13 protein-coding genes and 2 tRNA genes are annotated in these 16872 nt (G+C 69.6%); 9 read left to right on the top strand and 6 right to left on the bottom strand.

Going from position 1 to position 16872, the window contains the following annotated elements; genetic code table 11:
- Positions 1-48: 48 nt before the first annotated feature.
- A complete protein-coding gene (gene pepN, locus ACZ60T_RS22405) occupies positions 49-2619 on the bottom strand; it encodes an aminopeptidase N (RefSeq protein WP_469667449.1) in 2571 nt (856 codons plus the stop codon).
- A gap of 179 nt (positions 2620-2798) precedes the next feature.
- Here pepN and ACZ60T_RS22400 point away from each other — a divergent pair, with 179 nt between their 5' ends.
- Complete coding sequence (locus ACZ60T_RS22400; RefSeq protein WP_469667448.1) at positions 2799-3476, top strand: mycothiol-dependent nitroreductase Rv2466c family protein; 678 nt, start codon at positions 2799-2801, stop codon at positions 3474-3476.
- A gap of 131 nt (positions 3477-3607) precedes the next feature.
- Here ACZ60T_RS22400 and ACZ60T_RS22395 read toward each other — a convergent pair whose 3' ends face one another.
- The gene (locus ACZ60T_RS22395; protein WP_365619152.1) at positions 3608-4990 is read right to left on the bottom strand and encodes an amino acid permease; all 1383 of its coding nucleotides are present in this window, start codon (positions 4988-4990) and stop codon (positions 3608-3610) included.
- A 390-nt stretch (positions 4991-5380) separates the two neighbouring features.
- Here ACZ60T_RS22395 and ACZ60T_RS22390 point away from each other — a divergent pair, with 390 nt between their 5' ends.
- A complete protein-coding gene (locus tag ACZ60T_RS22390; protein WP_469667447.1) occupies positions 5381-5959 on the top strand; it encodes a biotin transporter BioY in 579 nt (192 codons plus the stop codon).
- A gap of 115 nt (positions 5960-6074) precedes the next feature.
- Here the strand turns inward: ACZ60T_RS22390 and ACZ60T_RS22385 are convergent, their stop codons facing one another.
- Complete coding sequence (locus tag ACZ60T_RS22385; RefSeq protein ID WP_365619158.1) at positions 6075-7562, bottom strand: amino acid permease; 1488 nt, start codon at positions 7560-7562, stop codon at positions 6075-6077.
- 301 nt (positions 7563-7863) lie between these two features.
- On the opposite strand from ACZ60T_RS22385, the gene ACZ60T_RS22380 reads away from it, so the two are divergent.
- The gene (locus ACZ60T_RS22380; protein ID WP_365619161.1) at positions 7864-8349 is read left to right on the top strand and encodes a ribose-5-phosphate isomerase; all 486 of its coding nucleotides are present in this window, start codon (positions 7864-7866) and stop codon (positions 8347-8349) included.
- 88 nt (positions 8350-8437) lie between these two features.
- Complete coding sequence (locus tag ACZ60T_RS22375) at positions 8438-9247, top strand: Fpg/Nei family DNA glycosylase (protein ID WP_469667446.1); 810 nt, start codon at positions 8438-8440, stop codon at positions 9245-9247.
- 16 nt (positions 9248-9263) lie between these two features.
- On the opposite strand, the gene ACZ60T_RS22370 is transcribed toward ACZ60T_RS22375, so the two are convergent.
- On the bottom strand, positions 9264-10493 hold the full coding sequence (locus tag ACZ60T_RS22370; RefSeq protein ID WP_469667445.1) for a GNAT family N-acetyltransferase: 1230 nt from the start codon (positions 10491-10493) through the stop codon (positions 9264-9266).
- A 149-nt stretch (positions 10494-10642) separates the two neighbouring features.
- Here ACZ60T_RS22370 and ACZ60T_RS22365 point away from each other — a divergent pair, with 149 nt between their 5' ends.
- Positions 10643-11821, top strand: coding sequence for a SpoIIE family protein phosphatase (locus ACZ60T_RS22365; RefSeq protein WP_469667444.1), 1179 nt, complete (start codon positions 10643-10645; stop codon positions 11819-11821).
- Positions 11822-11911: 90 nt separating this feature from the next.
- Here ACZ60T_RS22365 and ACZ60T_RS22360 read toward each other — a convergent pair whose 3' ends face one another.
- Positions 11912-13084 carry an acyltransferase family protein gene (locus ACZ60T_RS22360; RefSeq protein WP_469667443.1) on the bottom strand — a complete coding sequence of 391 codons (1173 nt, stop codon included), beginning with the start codon at positions 13082-13084 and terminating at the stop codon, positions 11912-11914.
- 420 nt (positions 13085-13504) lie between these two features.
- On the opposite strand from ACZ60T_RS22360, the gene ACZ60T_RS22355 reads away from it, so the two are divergent.
- Positions 13505-13699: a hypothetical protein gene (locus ACZ60T_RS22355; protein ID WP_252421737.1), complete on the top strand. Its 195-nt coding sequence runs from the start codon at positions 13505-13507 to the stop codon at positions 13697-13699.
- 122 nt (positions 13700-13821) lie between these two features.
- Here the strand turns inward: ACZ60T_RS22355 and ACZ60T_RS22350 are convergent.
- Positions 13822-13895: transfer RNA gene (locus ACZ60T_RS22350), tRNA-Gly, on the bottom strand.
- Between the two features lie 153 nt (positions 13896-14048).
- Between ACZ60T_RS22350 and ACZ60T_RS22345 the strand changes: the two genes are divergently transcribed.
- From ACZ60T_RS22345 to ACZ60T_RS22335, 3 genes are all read left to right on the top strand, one after another.
- A tRNA-Pro gene (locus ACZ60T_RS22345) sits at positions 14049-14125 on the top strand.
- Between the two features lie 201 nt (positions 14126-14326).
- On the top strand, positions 14327-15697 hold the full coding sequence (tig, locus tag ACZ60T_RS22340) for a trigger factor (RefSeq protein WP_469667442.1): 1371 nt from the start codon (positions 14327-14329) through the stop codon (positions 15695-15697).
- Between the two features lie 407 nt (positions 15698-16104).
- The gene (locus ACZ60T_RS22335) at positions 16105-16716 is read left to right on the top strand and encodes an ATP-dependent Clp protease proteolytic subunit (protein WP_365620986.1); all 612 of its coding nucleotides are present in this window, start codon (positions 16105-16107) and stop codon (positions 16714-16716) included.
- Positions 16717-16872 lie beyond the last annotated feature (156 nt).

Raw genomic sequence — 16872 nt, 5'->3', positions numbered from 1 at the left:
GCCGCCCCGGTGCCGGAGCCCGCGCGGACTCCGGCACCGGGCGCCTGGTCAGGCGGTCGCGTCGCACTCCTGGCCGCGCAGGGTGCGGGCCAGGTCGTCACGGGCCTCCAGGACCAGCCTGCGCAGGGCGGGCGGCGCGGCCTCGTGCGCGGTCAGCCAGGCGTCCGTCGCGTCCAGCGTCTCCCGCGAGTCCCGCAGCGCCGGGAACAGGCCCCTCACCACGTCCATCCCGATCTGGATGGACCGCTCGGCCCACACGCGCTCGATCGCCGCGAAGTACTTCTCCGTGTACGGCGCGAGCAGCTCCCGCTGCGACGGCTGCGCGAAGCCCGCGATGGTCGCCTCCACGAGCGCGTTCGACAGCGTGTCCGCCTCGACGACCTGCGCCCACGCCTGCGCCTTGACCTCGGCCGAGGGGCGCGCGGCCAGACAGCGGACCTGGTGGCGCTTGCCGGACGCGGTGTCGTCGCGGGCCAGTTCCGCCGCGAGCACCGACTCGTCCGCCACGCCGTGCGCGGCCAGCGGCGTCAGGAACGCCCAGCGCAGCTCCTGGTCCACCTCCAGACCGTCGATCTTCGCCGTGCCCTCCAACAGCTCCCGCAGCAACCGCAGTTCGGCCTCGCCGGACGCCACCGCCGCGAAGAACCGCGCCCAGGTGAGCTGATGCTGGCTGCCCGGCTCCGCCTGCCGCAGCTCACGCAGCGCGCCCTGGGCCAGCAGATCCCCGCCGGTCTCGCGCCACGCGGGCGCCGCGTAGTACGTCAGCGCGGAGTTCGTCCAGGTGTGGAGCTGCTGGAGCACGCCGATGTCGCTCTCCCGACCGGCGAACCGCAGCACCAGACCGATGAAGTCCCGGGCCGGGAGCAGCGCGTCCCGCGTCATGTTCCACAGCGCCGACCAGCACAGCGCCCGCGCGAGCGGGTCGGTGAGGTCGCCGAGGTGGTTCTTGAGGGTGGCGAGCGAGGCGTCGTCGAACCGGATCTTGCAGTACGTGAGGTCGTCGTCGTTGACCAGGACCAGCTCCGGGGCCTCGGAGCCCGCGAGTTCACCGATCACCGTACGCGGACCGTCGACGTCCACCTCGGCGCGCGCGTACCGCACGAGCGCGCCCGCCTCGCCGCGGTACAGGCCCACCGCCACCCGGTGCGGGCGCAGTTCGGGATGCGAGGCGGCGGCCTCCTGGACCACGGCCAGCTCCGCGATCCGGCCGTCCTCGCCCAACTCCACCTGCGGAGTCAGGGAGTTGACGCCCGCCGTCTGGAGCCAGGACCGCGCCCAGGCGCCCATGTCCCGGCCGCTCGTCTCCTCCAGGACCGACAGCAGATCACCGAGGCGCGTGTTGCCGTACGCGTTCCGCTTGAAGTAGCGGCGCGCGCCCTCCAGGAACGCCTCCCGGCCCACGTACGCCACCAACTGCTTGAGCACGGACGCGCCCTTGGCGTAGGTGATGCCGTCGAAGTTGAGCTTCGCGTCCTCCAGGTCGCGGATGTCCGCCGTGACCGGATGCGTGGACGGGAGCTGGTCGGCGCGGTACGCCCACGCCTTGCGGTTGTTGGCGAAGGTGATCCAGCCGTCGGTGAAGCGGGTCGCCTCCACCTGCGAGAAGGCGCCCATGAAGTCCGCGAAGGACTCCTTCAGCCACAGGTCGTCCCACCACACCATGGTCACCAGGTCGCCGAACCACATGTGCGCCATCTCGTGCAGGATCACATTGGCGCGGCGCTCGTACGACGCCTGGGTGACCTTGCCGCGGAAGATGAACTCCTCGCGGAAGGTGACCATGCCGGGGTTCTCCATCGCGCCGAGGTTGTACTCGGGCACGAACGCCTGGTCGTACTTCCCGAACGGGTACGGGTAGTCGAAGTGGTCGTGGAAGAAGTCCAGGCCCTGCTTGGTGACCAGGAAGACGTCGTCCGCGTCGAAGTGCTTCGCCAGGCCCTTGCGGCACATCGCGCCGAGCGGGATCTCCAGCGTCGTACCGTCGTCGAACGTACGGGAGTAGCTGTCGGTCACGTAGTGGTACGGACCGGCCACGACGGCGGTGATGTACGTGGAGATCGGCTTGGTCTCCGCGAACCGCCAGACACCGTCGTGCGGTTCGCCCGCGCCGTTGCTCCACACCGTCCAGCCCTCAGGGGCGCGGACCTCGAAGCGGAAGGGGGCCTTGAGGTCCGGCTGCTCGAAGTTCGCGAAGACACGACGGGAGTCGGCGGGCTCGTACTGCGTGTACAGATACACCTCGCCGTCCTCGGGGTCGACGAAGCGGTGCATCCCCTCGCCCGTACGGGAGTAGGCGCACTGGGCGTCGACGACCAGCTCGTTCTCGGCGGCCAGGTCCTCCAACTGGACGCGGGTGCCGTCGAAGACCTCGCCGGGGTCGAGGTCCTTGCCGTTGAGCGAGACCGCGGTGACGCTCGGGGCGATCAGATCGGCGAAGCTCGTGGCGCCCGGCTCGGCGCAGCGGAAGCGGATCGTGGTGACCGAACGGAAGGTACGCGGCCCGGTCTCGGGCCCGTCGCCCACGGCCGAACGCAGGTCGAGCGACACGTCGTACCCGTCGACGGACAACAGAGCGGACCGCTCCTGGGCCTCGTCACGGGACAGGTTCTCACCGGGCACGGGCGGCACTCCCTCATATACGGCTGGGTGGGGTGAACAGCACCGATCCTGCCATGCGCTCCTGACGCGGGGCAGTGGGGCGCACCTCGGCAAGCGCGGCAGGCCCTGGGGACGGCCTCGGGAATGGCGTGGACGGCCCGTACGTTGCCCCGGAGGTCAACCGCGTTCCGAGGAGAGCCATGTCCACGACCATGACTACGTCCGGCCAGACCGCTTCCGGTAAGACCCCCGTCGACTTCTGGTTCGACCCGCTGTGCCCCTGGGCCTGGATGACCTCCCGCTGGGTCCTGGAAGTGGAGAAGCTCCGGGACATCGAGGTCCGCTGGCACATCATGAGCCTCGCGGTGCTCAACGAGGACAGGCTGGACGAGCTGCCCGAGGAATACCGGGAGATGCTCACCACCAAGGCCTGGCAGCCGGTCCGCGTGGTGACCGCGGCCTGGCAGAAGCACGGCGCGGAGGTGCTCGGCCCGCTGTACACCGCGCTCGGCACCCGCTTCCACAACCGGGGCGAGGGGGCGACCGTCGAGGCCATCGCGGAGGCGCTGGCGGACGCCGGTCTCCCGGCCGACCTGATCGACTACGCCGACCAGCAGGACTTCGAGTTCGACGCCGAGCTGCGCGCCTCCCACAAGGAGGGCATCGACAAGGTCGGCCAGGAGGTGGGCACCCCGGTGATCGCGGTCCCGGGCGCCGACGGCGAGCAGCTCGCCTTCTTCGGCCCGGTGGTCACCCCCGCCCCCAAGGGCGAGGAGGCCGCGCGACTGTGGGACGGCACCCTGGCGGTCGCCTCGGTCCCGGGCTTCTTCGAGATCAAGCGCACCCGGACGAAGGGCCCGGACTTCAGCAACCTGTAGCCGCCGCACGGGCTGCCGGTCCCCTCGCGACCCGGCAGCCCGGCGCGTCGTGTACCGAAAGGGCCCTCACGTATGCCACGTGAGGGCCCTTTCGGCAGCTGAGGTCGGATCAAGCGTCGTACCGCGTCAGGTCAGGCGCGGCTGCGCTTCCGTTGCCACGCGTAGCCGATCGCCGCCAGGAACACGGTCATGCCGCCGGTCGAGTAGAGCTGGACGCGGGTGTCCGGCTGGCGCCACATCAGGACGGTGATCGCCACCATGCACGCCAGCGCCACCCAGGTCAGCACCGGGAACGCCCACATGCGCACCACCAGCTTCTCGGGCGCCTCGCGCTCGATGCGGCGGCGAAGCTGCAACTGCGAGACCCCGATGAAGAACCAGACGACGAGGATCACCGCGCCGATCATGTTCAGCAGCCACAGGAAGACGTCGTGCGGACGCCAGTAGCTGAGGACGACGCAGACGAACCCGAAGACGGACGAGGCGAGAACGGCCGCGCGCGGGACGCCCGCGGAGACCTTGCCCAGCGCCTTGGGGCCCTGGCCACGCTCCACCAGCGAGTACGCGATCCGGGAGGAGCCGTAGATGTTGGCGTTCATCGCGGACAGCAGCGCGACCAGCACCACCACGTTCATCAACTGCCCCGCGCCCGGGATGCCCAGGTGGTCGAGGGTGGCCACGTACGGGCCCTTCGCGACGACCTCGGGGTTGTCCCAGGGCACCAGCGTGACGATGACCGCCATCGAGCCGATGTAGAAGAGCGCGATGCGCCACATCGCCGTACGGACCGCGCTCGCCACGCCCTTGACCGGGTTCTCGGACTCGGCCGCCGCGATGGTGACCGTCTCCAGACCGCCGTACGCGAACAGCGACGCGAGCAGACCGATCACCAGGCCCTGGCTGCCATGGGGCAGGAAGTCACTGAGGTTCGAGGCGCCGGGGGAGTCCGTGCCGGGCAGGACACCGACGATCGCCGCCACACCGAGCACCAGGAAGAGCGTGATCGCGCCGACCTTCAGCGCCGCGAACCAGAACTCGAACTCGCCGAAGTTCTTCACCGCCGCGAGGTTCGAGGCGCAGAAGACCACCATGAACAGCGCCACCCACGCCCACTCGGGCGTGCCCGGCAGCCAGCCGGTGACGATCTTCGCGGCGCCGATGCCCTCGAGGCCCACGGCCGTGCAGAGCACGACCCAGAACGCCCAGCCCGCGGTGAAGCCCGCCCACGGCCCGAACGCCCGCTCGGCGTGCGCCGAGAAGGAACCCGACGACGGATAGGCGGCCGACATCTCGCCGAGCATCCGCATCACCAGCATGACGAGCAGACCGGAGACGGTGTACGCGATCACGATGGACGGGCCGGCGGCGGCGATCCCCGCACCGGAGCCGACGAACAGACCGGCGCCGATCACACCACCGAGGGCGATCATCGACAGATGGCGCTGTTTCAGGCCATGTGAGAGGGCGGAGGCATCCGCCGAGGGCGGTGTCTCGACGGTGGTGCTGCTGGGCATCTGGCTGCGACCCCGTTCCGTGCGGGAGAAGGACCCGCACAGTCTCGGCTGTTCTGTCCATGGCGGGCGAGAGGCTGCCCACCATGCGGACAGGTGCGGTACGGAAGGTGAGAGCGCGCTCACGCGGTGCCTGGCGGCGGCGGTGGCGCCTGGGACGGGGAAAGCACGATTGGCTAAACCCTACAGTCTCGGTCCCTCGCGGTGACGGCTGAAGAGCGCTGCATCCCCAGTGACTAGCATCACCTCGCCCGAGGTGTAGTCGCCGCCCTTTGTACAGAGCCCACCAAACCGTCGTTCCCCCCTTTGTCGACCGCGACCGATGATCACCCCTGGCCGCCTGGGATAGCGTCACCGTGTTCCGTACCGTCCCCACCGCCGGAGTGAGTCCTCATGAGCACTGCCACCGCCACTGCCCGCCCCGGCGAGGTCCTCGCCGACCTGCTGCCGACCTCCCGCGTCCTCGACGCCACCCTCGTCCTCGGCGGCGCCGCGCTGACCGGGCTCGCCGCGCAGATCGCGGTGCCGATCCCCGGCACCCCGGTGCCGGTGACCGGACAGACCTTCGCCGCGCTGCTCGTGGGCACCGCGCTCGGCGCCCGCCGCGGCTTCCTGGCGCTCGCCCTGTACGCGCTCGCCGGTATCGCCGGTGTGCCGTGGTTCGCCGACGGCGCCTCCGGTGCGGGCGGTGCCTCCTTCGGCTATGTCCTCGGCATGCTGCTCGCCTCGGCCGTCGTGGGCGCCCTGGCCCGCCGCGGCGCCGACCGTTCGGCGGTGCGCATGGCCGGTGTCATGCTGCTCGGCGAGGCGGTCATCTACGCGGTCGGCGTCCCCTACCTGATGCTCGTGACCGGCATGTCCCTCCCGGCGGCGCTCGCGGCCGGCTTCGTCCCGTTCCTGATCGGCGACGCCCTCAAGGCCGCCCTGGCGATGGGCCTGCTGCCCACCGCCTGGAAGCTCGCCGGGAAGTGACCCGGTAGACCCCACCCAGGCCGCATCAGCCCTCATCGGGCCGCATACGGAAGGGCCCCGCAGGCGTCGTACGCCGCGGGGCCCTTCCATATGGTGCGTGTCGCGTGTGCGCCCGTCAGGCGCCGACCTTCGCCGGTGCCTCGTCGGCGTCCGCGTCCTTGCCCGCGACCGCCTCGGGGGCCCGGTCGCGGCCCAGCTTCTGCTTCACCAGCGCGACCGCCACCACCACGGCGGCGACGAGCAGCGACAGCGACACGGTCGTCCGGCCGTTGTGCTCGGTGTCCGTCAGCATGTAGGCGAGAACGCCGAGCATCAGCGCCGTCGTGGCCCACGTCAGGTACGGGTACAGCCACATCTTCACGGTCAGCTTCTCGGGCGCCTCGCGCTGAATGATCTTGCGCATCCGAAGCTGCGAGAAGCAGATCACCAGCCAGACGAAGATGGCGACCGCACCGCTGGAGTTGACCAGGAAGAGGAAGACCGTGTCCGGGAACTTGTAGTTGAAGAAGACGGCGAGGAACCCGAAGAGGACGGAGACGAGGATCGCCGCCCGCGGCACACCACGACGGGTCGTCTGCGCGAAGGCCCTCGGCGCGTCGCCGCGCTGACCGAGCGAGAAGGCCATCCGGGAGGCCGTGTAGAGCCCGGAGTTGAGACAGGACAGCACCGACGCCAGCACGATGAAGTTCATGATCTGGCCGGCGTGCGGAATGCCGAGGGAGTCCAGGGCCGCGACGTACGAGCCCTTCTTCTCGATCGACGGGTCGTTCCACGGGATCAGGCAGATGACCACGAAGATCGAGCCCAGGTAGAAGATGGCGATACGCCAGATGATGCTGTTCGTGGCCTTGGTCACGGCCCGCTGCGGGTCCTCCGCCTCGCTCGCCGCCAGCGTCGGGATCTCACTGCCCATGAAGCAGAAGACCACCAGCAGCACACCGGTGAGGATGGCGCCGGGCCCATGGGGCAGGAAGCCGCCGTGCGCGGTGAGGTTGCTCAGGCCCGCCTTGTCGCTGTGCACGCCCGGCAGCACGCCGAAGATCGCGAGACCGCCGACGACGATGAAGGCACCGATCGCCACGACCTTGATCCCGGCGAACCAGAACTCGAACTCACCGTAGGAGCCGACCGAGACCAGGTTGGTCGCGGTCAGCACGATCATGACGATGAGCGCCCAGCCCCACTGCGGTACGGCCGGGATCCAGCCCTCCAGGATCTTGGCGCCCGCGGTGGCCTCCACGGCGAGCACGACCACCCAGAAGAACCAGTACAGCCAGCCGATCGAGAACCCGGCCCAGCGGCCGAGCGCGCGGTCCGCGTGCGCCGAGAAGGAACCCGAGGTGGGGTTCGCCACGGACATCTCGCCCAGCATGCGCATCACCAGCACCACGAGCGTGCCGACCAAGGCGTAGGAGAGCAGGATGCCGGGACCCGTGGTGGCGATACCGGTACTGGAACCGACGAACAGACCGGCGCCGATGACACCGCCGATGGCGATCATCGACAGATGACGGTTCTTCAGTCCGGCCTGAAGGCCGCCACCGGATTCTCCGGGGCGGCCAGGGTCGGTTCCGGCCTTCGCAGGCGGCGGCAGTGAGGTCATAGGGGAATTTCCTTCGCGCCGAGTGGGGGGTGAGGACAGCCGTGCGTCCAGGCACTTCTGCCCTGACGAGCGGAATACGGGCCCTCAACGAGCGGAGTGGGGGAGGCTCGTGCGATCGGTGGATCCGATCGGTGGCTCAGTGGAACAGGGTCGGTCCAGTGAATCCGAGGCTAATGAATTCGGGAACCTTTGAATCCCGATTGTTACTTCAGATTCGCCCAAGGATCTGTAGCGCGGCTCACATGTGGGATGAAAGACACCCGGCGAGGCCGCCCCCCGACAGCCGTGTCACACTCGGTTCATGCGCGTGTACCTCGGCTCAGACCATGCCGGCTTCGAACTGAAGAACCACCTCGTCGAGTGGCTCAAGGCAGCCGGCCACGAGCCCGTCGACTGCGGGCCCCACATCTACGACGCCCAGGACGACTACCCGCCGTTCTGCCTGCGCGCCGCGGAGCGCACGGCCGCGGACACCGACGCCCTCGGCATCGTGATCGGCGGCTCCGGCAACGGCGAGCAGATCGCCGCGAACAAGGTCAAGGGCGTCCGTGCGGCCCTCGCCTGGAGCGAGGAGACCGCGGCACTCGGCCGCCAGCACAACAACGCCAACGTCGTCGCCGTGGGCGCGCGGATGCACACGCAGGACGAGGCGACGAAGTTCGTCGAGACGTTCCTGAACACCCCGTTCTCGGGTGACGAGCGCCACGAGCGCCGCATCGACATGCTGGCGTCGTACGAGACCACGGGCGAGCTGCCGCCGATCCCCGCCCACCACCCGCAGGGCTGAGACACCACAAGCGAACACGGGGGCGGCGGACGGCCGGGGTTCCGAGCGGAGCCCCGGCCGCTGACGTTCGCCGGGAGGGAGGACGACCGTGCCGGAGGGGCACACCATTCACCGGCTCGCCGAGGACTACGCGGCGCGGTTCGCGGGCGGCGCCGTCACCGTACGCAGCCCCCAGGGCAAGTTCGCCGACGCCGCGGCCCTCCTCGACGGGGCCGTGCTGCGCACCGCCGACGCCCACGGCAAGCACCTCTTCCTCGGCTTCCGGGGCGCCGAGTGGGTGCACATCCACCTCGGCCTCTTCGGCAAGGTCACCTTTGGCGACTCCCCCGCGCCCCCGCCCACCGACACGGTCCGCCTCCGGCTCGCGAACCCGCTCTCGTACGTCGATCTGCGCGGCCCCACCACCTGCGCCCTGATCACCGAGGACGAGAAGACCGCCGTGCACGGCCGCCTCGGCCCCGACCCGCTGCGCGCCGACGCCGACCCGGACGCCGTGTACCGCCGGGTCTCCCGCAGCCGCACCACCGTCGCCGCCCTGCTGATGGACCAGAAGGTCATCGCCGGGGTCGGCAACGTCTACCGAGCCGAGGTCCTCTTCCGGCACGGCATCGACCCCTACCGCCCCGGCAGGGACCTCACCCGGGCCGAGTGGGACGCGATCTGGGCCGACCTGGTCGGCCTCATGCGCGAGGGCGTGCGCAACAACCGCATCGACACCGTCCGCCCCGAGCACACCCCCGAGGCCATGGGCCGCCCCCCGCGCGTGGACGACCACGGCGGCGAGGTGTACGTGTACCGCAGGGCGCACCTGCCCTGCCACATCTGCGGCGGCGAGATCCGCACCGCCGACCTCGCCGCCCGCAACCTCTTCTGGTGCCCGACCTGCCAGCAGGCCTAGAGACCAGTACGCGCCTCTAGAACTCGTGCGGCAGCCACGGCGCCACCGCCGAGCCGAACGCCAACGACGCCTCCGCCAGCGCGCCTTGGCGCAGCTCCCGTACCCGTCCCGCCGCCGCCAGCGCCGTGAGCGAGATGCCGCCGAGATAGGCCGACCCCAACTCCCGTACGGACAGGGCGAGATCGGCGGCGTCCGTGGTCCGCTCGCAGGACGCGCCCTTCGCGTCGCCCGTCAGCCGCCAACGCCCCTCGTTCCAGGGGCAGAACGCGTCCTCGACCTCGAACACCACGTCCACCGGCGCCTGGTACGTACGCGCCTGGAGCGCCGCGCCCACGTCCACCAGCCGGACATGGAGCGAGTCCTTCGTCCGGAGATCGCAGCGACGGATGTCCGACACCTGGTACTGCCAGGCCTCGTCCACCGGCCGTCCGAGCGCGACGACCCGCGACGTCAGATCGATGCCGAGGAGGAACCGCCACAACGCGGAACGGGCCGCCGCGTCCAGGCCCTCCACCTGCTGCACGACCACCGTGCCGTCGGCGCTGGCATGGCTCCACTCCGGCCTGACCCGGAAGCGCGTGTAGCCCACGACCTCGCCGTCCCGCTCGGCGACCACGCACTGCAACGGCGAGGCGCCCGCCCGCGCGGACTCCGGGTCGAGCAGTTCCAGCCGCTCCCAGCGGGGCTGCCGGGCCAGCATGCCCGGCCGCTGCGGCACCAGACGCGCGTACACCGCCTCGCAGGCGTCGTAGACCTCGGCAGGAGCCGCGTACCGCAGCCGTACGTCGTCCGTGCCGGGCGGCACCGACAGCCGTACGCGACGGCTGTCGATCGCCACGTTGACATGGAGCGTGCCGGTGCCGTACCCGAACCGGCCGTAGATCGCGGGCTCCGACGCGGTCAGCACCGCGAGCGGCTCCCCCCAGGAACGGACGTCGTCGAGCTGCCGGCGCATCATCGACGTCAGCACTCCGCGCCGACGGTGGGTGGCCGCGACGCTCACTCCAGTGACGCCCGCCGCGGGGACCGAGGCGCCGCCGGGGACGGTGAGACGGAAGCTGAACGCACCCGCCGTACCGATAAGGCCCTCTTCATCCCATGCGCCCAGGAATCGGTCGTATTCGCACAGTTGATGCCAGAACTCACGGTTCTCGAGTGCTTCGTCCACTCCGCCGAAGGCCCGGAGGAGGTTGTCGTACCAACTGTTCCACTCATCTTGTCGTAGCGGTCGCACATCTGTTGCCATAAGCCATGCCTACCAGGGCGTTGAGGGACGGGCGACGTAATTTCGCCCCGGTCGTCGGGCCCGGATCGGTGTGAAGTTCAGCGCTCGGAGGGGGGACAAGTGGGACCTCCCGTGCCAAGCGACCGGTCGGATGGATAGGGTCCCGAACGATGGCAGCAGGACGAGAGAGGCGCGCGGAAGCCGACACGTTCACGGCCCGGTTGAAGAAGCAGTGGCACCGGGTCCGTATCGGCCTGCGCAGATCCGCCGTGGACTACTTCCGCGGGGACGGCTCGGACTGGATCGCACTGACCGGTCTGCTGCTGTCGGTCCCGGTGATCGCGGCGACAACGTTGGCCGATCCCGTGTGGTGCTCACCGGCCGTGCTGGTGCTGCCGATCGTCGCGGGCGGCCTGCTGCTGCGGCCCTCCAGCCTGCTCGGCCTGTACGCCGCCGCGGCCACCGCGCTGATCATCGAGTCCGTGCGGCTCGGGCCGTACACCGAGGGGCCCTCGCGGGTCACCCCCGGCATCGTGCTCGTGGTCGCGGCCTGCGGCTTCTTCGGGCTGCTGATCGCGCAGTTCCGTAGCCGGGTCGGCGTGCCCTGGCGACGCGGCGGCACCATGCTCTTCGACCTGCGCGAACGCATTCGGGTCCAGAGCAAGTTGCCGCGGCTGCCGCGGGGCTGGCACCACGAGATGGCGCTCAGACCGGCCGGTGGGCAGTCGTTCTCGGGCGACTTCGTGGTGGCGGCCCGTACGAACGGGGGCCGCACACTGGAGGTCGTCCTCACCGATGTCTCGGGCAAGGGCATGGACGCGGGCTCGCGCGCCCTGCTGCTGTCCGGGGCGTTCGGCGGTCTGCTGGGATCCCTTCCCCCACACGCGTTCCTGCCCGCGGCGAACGGCTATCTGCTCCGCCAGGACTGGGACGAGGGCTTCGCGACCTCCATCCATCTGGTCCTCGACCTGGACTCGGGTGACTACGAGCTGTACTCGGCCGGACATCCCCCGGGCCTCCAGCTCAGCGCGGGCACCGGACGCTGGGAGGAGAAGGCGGCCGAGGGCCCGCTCCTCGGTGTCTACGACGGCGCCCAGTTCGACTCGGTGAAGGGCGCGCTGCGCTCCGGAGACGTCCTGATGCTGTTCACGGACGGCCTGGTGGAGACCTCCGAACGCGACATCGTCGAGGGCATCGACCGCCTCACGGGCGAGGCCGACCGCTATGTGACCGGCGGCTTCCACGGCGCGGCCTGGCATCTCATCGAGGCGGTGGCCAAGGACGTGAACGACGACCGGGCGCTGCTGCTGATCTGCCGGGAGGGCCCGACGGCCCAGGCCGTGCGCTGAGCCCCGGCAGCGCGTGCGTACGCGAGACGCGTGCGTACGCGAGAGAGGCCGCGGTTCCCCGCGACCCCTCCGGCAGTTCGTACGCGTCGCTCAGGACTTCACGCGCCGACGAGCGATCTCAGCGGCGTCCTTCTTGAACGCCCAGTCCATCGTGGGCTCCATCGCGAAGCGGAAGACCCGCCGCACCGGAGCCGTGCACAGGACCGTCACCAAGGAGGCCGCGAGGAGCGTCACGCACACCGCGCCGAGCGGCCCGTGCAGCCAGTCCGCCTCCAGCCAGCCCCGGAAGTCCGCGGCCTTGGTGAAGAAGCCGTGCAGCAGATAGCCGTACAGCGTGCCCGCGCCCAACGTGGTGAACCACGTCGTCCGGCCCGGCACCCAGGCGAAGAAGCAGGCCGTGAGCGTCAGCGAGGCGGCCAGCAGGCCGAGGACCATCACCGGGCCGCACCACCAGGGCGCCGCCAACTCCTGCGCGGCGTCCCGGTGGTAGAACCAGGCCGGATTCATCCGCGGCACCGCCCACCACGCCACGGCCAGCGCGGCAGCGATCACGGGCAGCGACAGGAGCCGGGCGCCGCGGCGGCGCACCGCCTGGAAGTGCTCCGGCTTCATCGACAGACCGATGACGAAGAACGGCATGAACTGGAGCACCCGCTGGAGGTCCAGGTCGTCGCCGATGTCGGGCGACACGGACGCCAGCAGGGCGATCGCGATGGACACCGGGACGGGGTGGCGGACCAGCTTCCACAGTGGGGTGGTCAGCCGCCAGATGAACAGCGCGACCAGGAACCACGTCAGATACCAGGGGTCGAGCAGGCTGATCGGCATATCGGGGTCGTCGCCGACCGCGCGCTCGAAGAGGGCGTACGCGGTCTCGAACACGACGTAGGGCACGAGCACGCCGGTCACGAGGCGCTTCAGCTTCGTGGGGCTCATGTCGAAACTGCGCGAGAAATAGCCGGAGATGACGATGAAGGCCGGCATGTGGAAGGCGTAGACGAACATGTACGCGGCTTGGAGCGTACGGCTGTCGCCCTTCAACGGCTCCCAGGCGTGGCCCATGGCCACCAGGACGATCGCCAGGTACTTGGCGTTGTCGAAGAACGCGTCACGCTGTTTGCCGGGCGGTACTGCGGACTGATTGCCGGGTGGTGCGGCGGACTGTGGATCGCGCGGACTCGGCTCTGCGTCGGCTGCTGGCTGCGCCGGGGGCGCCGACGACGGGCCCGTTGCTCTTGAGGAGGACGAGGCGGCGGGAAACATCTGAGAAACCTTAACGCGGTCTGTGGGGCCCCGTAAAACGCCCTGTGCGTATACCGCTAATCACCTGCGCATACCCCGGATTCGCGAAGTACGGCATTGCGGAAGCGTGTTTTTGAACACATCGAAGTGGCCGTCCAGGACGCACATTTGAATTCCCTGTGAACCCGATGTGTGGAAATGGAAACGCTCGTTGTGACGTCCGCTGTTCCGCCGGGTGCGGGACATGGGCGAAATGCCGGGAGGGGAAGGTGTGTTCGCCGTCGTCCGCCGACGGGTCCGGGGGCCCGTGCGGCACGGGCGGCAGCCGATGTCCCACGAGCCGCATACCTGGGGCCTGTTGGTGGCACGATGGTTCTGGCGGGGGTGCGTGGGGACGGCGTGCCCGGCCGGGAGAGCGGACCGACCGAGGGTGTGATCGTTGTGGCCATTTCACTGTCAGTGGTGCTGCTGTTGGCAATCATCCTGGTGGTGATGATCCGAGGCGGCTCCATGAAGCCCGGACCGCTGATCGTGGCGATCCTCTTCGGCTTCTTCCTCGCCTCGACCGGCATGGCGCCGTCCATCAACCGCTTCCTGAACTCGATAGCGGAGACGATCAACTCGATCAGATTCTGACCGGTCGCGACGTACGGCGCCCGACAGGTCACGTGGTGTCACGTGGTGCGCACCGCGGCGGTCACGCACCGCATGTCGAAGGCCCGGTGAGAGAGTTGATCTCTCACCGGGCCTTCGGCGGATGGAGCGGGCGACGGGAATCGAACCCGCGTAGCTAGTTTGGAAGACTAGGGCTCTACCATTGAGCTACGCCCGCGACAGGACGCGCCGCAGGTCATCGACCGCGGCACTGGAGGCATCGTAGCGGGTCGCCCGCCCCGTAGGCCAACGTGTTGATCCGCGTGGTGGTCGGGGGAGGAAAGCGACCGACGCGGGCTGCGCGGCCATGTACCCTACGTGTCGCACCAGACGGGGTGTGGCGCAGCTTGGTAGCGCGTCCGCTTTGGGAGCGGAAGGCCGTGGGTTCAAATCCCGCCACCCCGACCATCATCACTTCGGTCCGGCACCGGTTCTCAAGATCACCTTTTGGGGCGAGTACCGCCTGCGGTTACTATGCAAGCTGCGCGCCCGTGTGTCTGCATTGTTACGTCTCTCAGGCAGGGGCCCGCTGATCCGCCGTAGTCCCACCCTCCCGGGTGGATCAGCTCGGCAGAACCCCCAAGAAGTCAGCCACAAGGAGACCGAACCGTGAAGAGCGCCGTGGAGACCCTGAACCCGACCCGGGTTCGGCTCACTGTTGAGGTGCCCTTCGAGGAGCTCAAGGACAGCCTCGACGCGGCGTACAAGAAGATCAACCAGCAGGTCACGGTCAAGGGCTTCCGTAAGGGCAAGATCCCGGCCCGCGTCATCGACCAGCGCTTCGGCCGTGGTGCCGTGCTGGAAGAGGCCGTCAATGACGCGCTGCCGAAGTTCTACACCGAGGCGGTCAACGAGGCCGAGCTGAACCCGCTCGGCCAGCCCGAGGTCGACATCAAGGAGCTGAAGGACAACGAGGTGCTGTCCTTCACCGCCGAGGTCGACGTCCGCCCGGCCCTCGAGATCCCGGACTACTCCGGCATCGAGGTCGAGGTCGACACCATCGAGGTGACCGACGAGGACATCGAGAAGTCGGTCGAGCAGCTCCGTGAGCGCTTCGCCTCGTCGACCCCGGTCGAGCGCGCCGCCGAGGACGGCGACGTGGTCACCGTGGACCTGGAGGCCAAGGTCGACGGCGAGGTCCTGGAGGACGGCGTCGCCGGCGGCGTCTCCTACACCATCGGCTCCGGCGAGCTGCTGGACGGCATCGACGACGCCGTGAAGGGCCTGTCCGCCGACGAGGAGGCCACCTTCACCTCCGAGCTGAAGGGCGGCTCGGCCGCGGGCAAGGAGGCCGAGGTGACCGTCAAGGTCACGCAGGTCGCCGCCCGTGAACTGCCCGAGCTGGACGACGAGTTCGCGCAGCTCGCCTCCGAGTTCGACACGCTGGAGGAGCTGAAGGCGGACAGCCGCAAGCGCCTCACCGACATGAAGCAGTACGACCAGGCGACGCAGGCGCAGGAGCGTGTCCTGGAGAAGCTGCTGGAGCTCGTCGAGGTCCCCGTCCCCGAGAAGCTTCTCGAGGACGAGGTCAACACCCGTAAGCACAACCTCGAGCACCACCAGCTCGGCCAGATGGGCCTGACCCTCGACAAGTACCTGGAGATCCAGGGCAAGACCGCCGAGGAGTTCGACGCCGAGACGCGCGACGCCGCGATCAAGGGCATCAAGACCCAGTTCGTGCTCGACGAGCTGGTCAACAAGGAGAAGCTGAACGTCAGCCAGGAGGAGCTCACCGAGCACCTCATGCGGCGCGCCGCCTCCTCTGGCATGTCCCCCGACCAGTTCGCCCAGGCGGTCGTCGAGGGCGGCCAGGTCCCGATGCTGGTCGGCGAGGTCGCCCGTGGCAAGGCGCTGGCCGTCGTGGTCGAGGCCGCCACGGTCAAGGACACCAACGGTGAGATCGTCGACATGAGCGACGACGAGGACGAGGCCGAGACCGAGACCACCGAGGCCGCCGCCGAGGAGAAGCCGGAGGCGTAACCCTCCGCTCGGCATCTGAGCCGTACGACGGGCCCCGGGACGCACTGCGCCCCGGGGCCCGTCGCCGTTCGTACGTACCTTCCGGCGGACCACCGCTGATCCACCACCGACGCGCCCCCCGGAGCGCCTGCGGCGACAATGGACCCGGGGTCCGGGCTCGGCCCGGTGCCCGCATCCGGCCGGTCACCGGACCCGCCGCCGCCCGGGGCCCATGCGCTGACAGCGAACACCCGCGGAAGCGGGATGGCACCCGACTGCCTGCGCGTTAGGGTCCATGAATACGAGGGCAGGGGAGTACCCGAAGCCGCCCCGGCACCAGGGGCCACACGGGGCCCCACGCCCCGGTAGAACACGTGAGACGGCCCCGCGCCGTCGCAAGACGAGCAGGTGGATACGTGACGAATCTGATGCCCTCCGCCGCCGGCGAGCCTTCCATCGGTGGTGGCCTCGGTGACCAGGTCTACAGCCGGCTGCTCAACGAGCGGATCATCTTCCTCGGCCAGCCGGTGGACGACGACATCGCCAACCGGATCACCGCACAGCTGCTGCTCCTTGCCGCCGACCCGGACAAGGACATTTACCTCTACATCAACAGCCCTGGTGGTTCCATCACGGCGGGCATGGCGATCTACGACACCATGCAGTACATCAAGAACGACATCGTGACGATCGCCATGGGCATGGCGGCCTCCATGGGTCAGTTCCTGCTCAGCGCGGGCACGCCGGGCAAGCGCTTCGCCCTGCCCAACGCCGAGATCCTGATCCACCAGCCCTCGGCCGGCCTCGCGGGCTCCGCGTCCGACATCAAGATCCACGCCGAGCGGCTGCTGCACACCAAGAAGAAGATGGCCGAGCTGACCGCCTTCCACACCGGGCAGACGGTCGAGCAGGTCACCCGCGACTCCGACCGTGACCGCTGGTTCGACGCCGACGAGGCGAAGGCGTACGGCCTGATCGACGAGGTCATGACCACCGCTGCCGGCATGCCGGGCGGCGGCGGCACCGGGGCGGGCTCGTAACGGCTCACCGGGTCCGTACCGACCGGCCGGGACCCGTCAGCGGCCGTCCCGGCCCGGACGGCCACCGGTGAGGGCCACCAGCGCCTCTCCAGGGCCGTCACGGCCCACGGGCGGTCACCCGGCCCCCGAAGGCCGCGAGGGCCCCTCACAGGCTCC

This window comes from Streptomyces sp. NPDC104371 (assembly GCF_055583785.1).
This window is presented reverse-complemented; position numbering and strand designations above follow the sequence as displayed.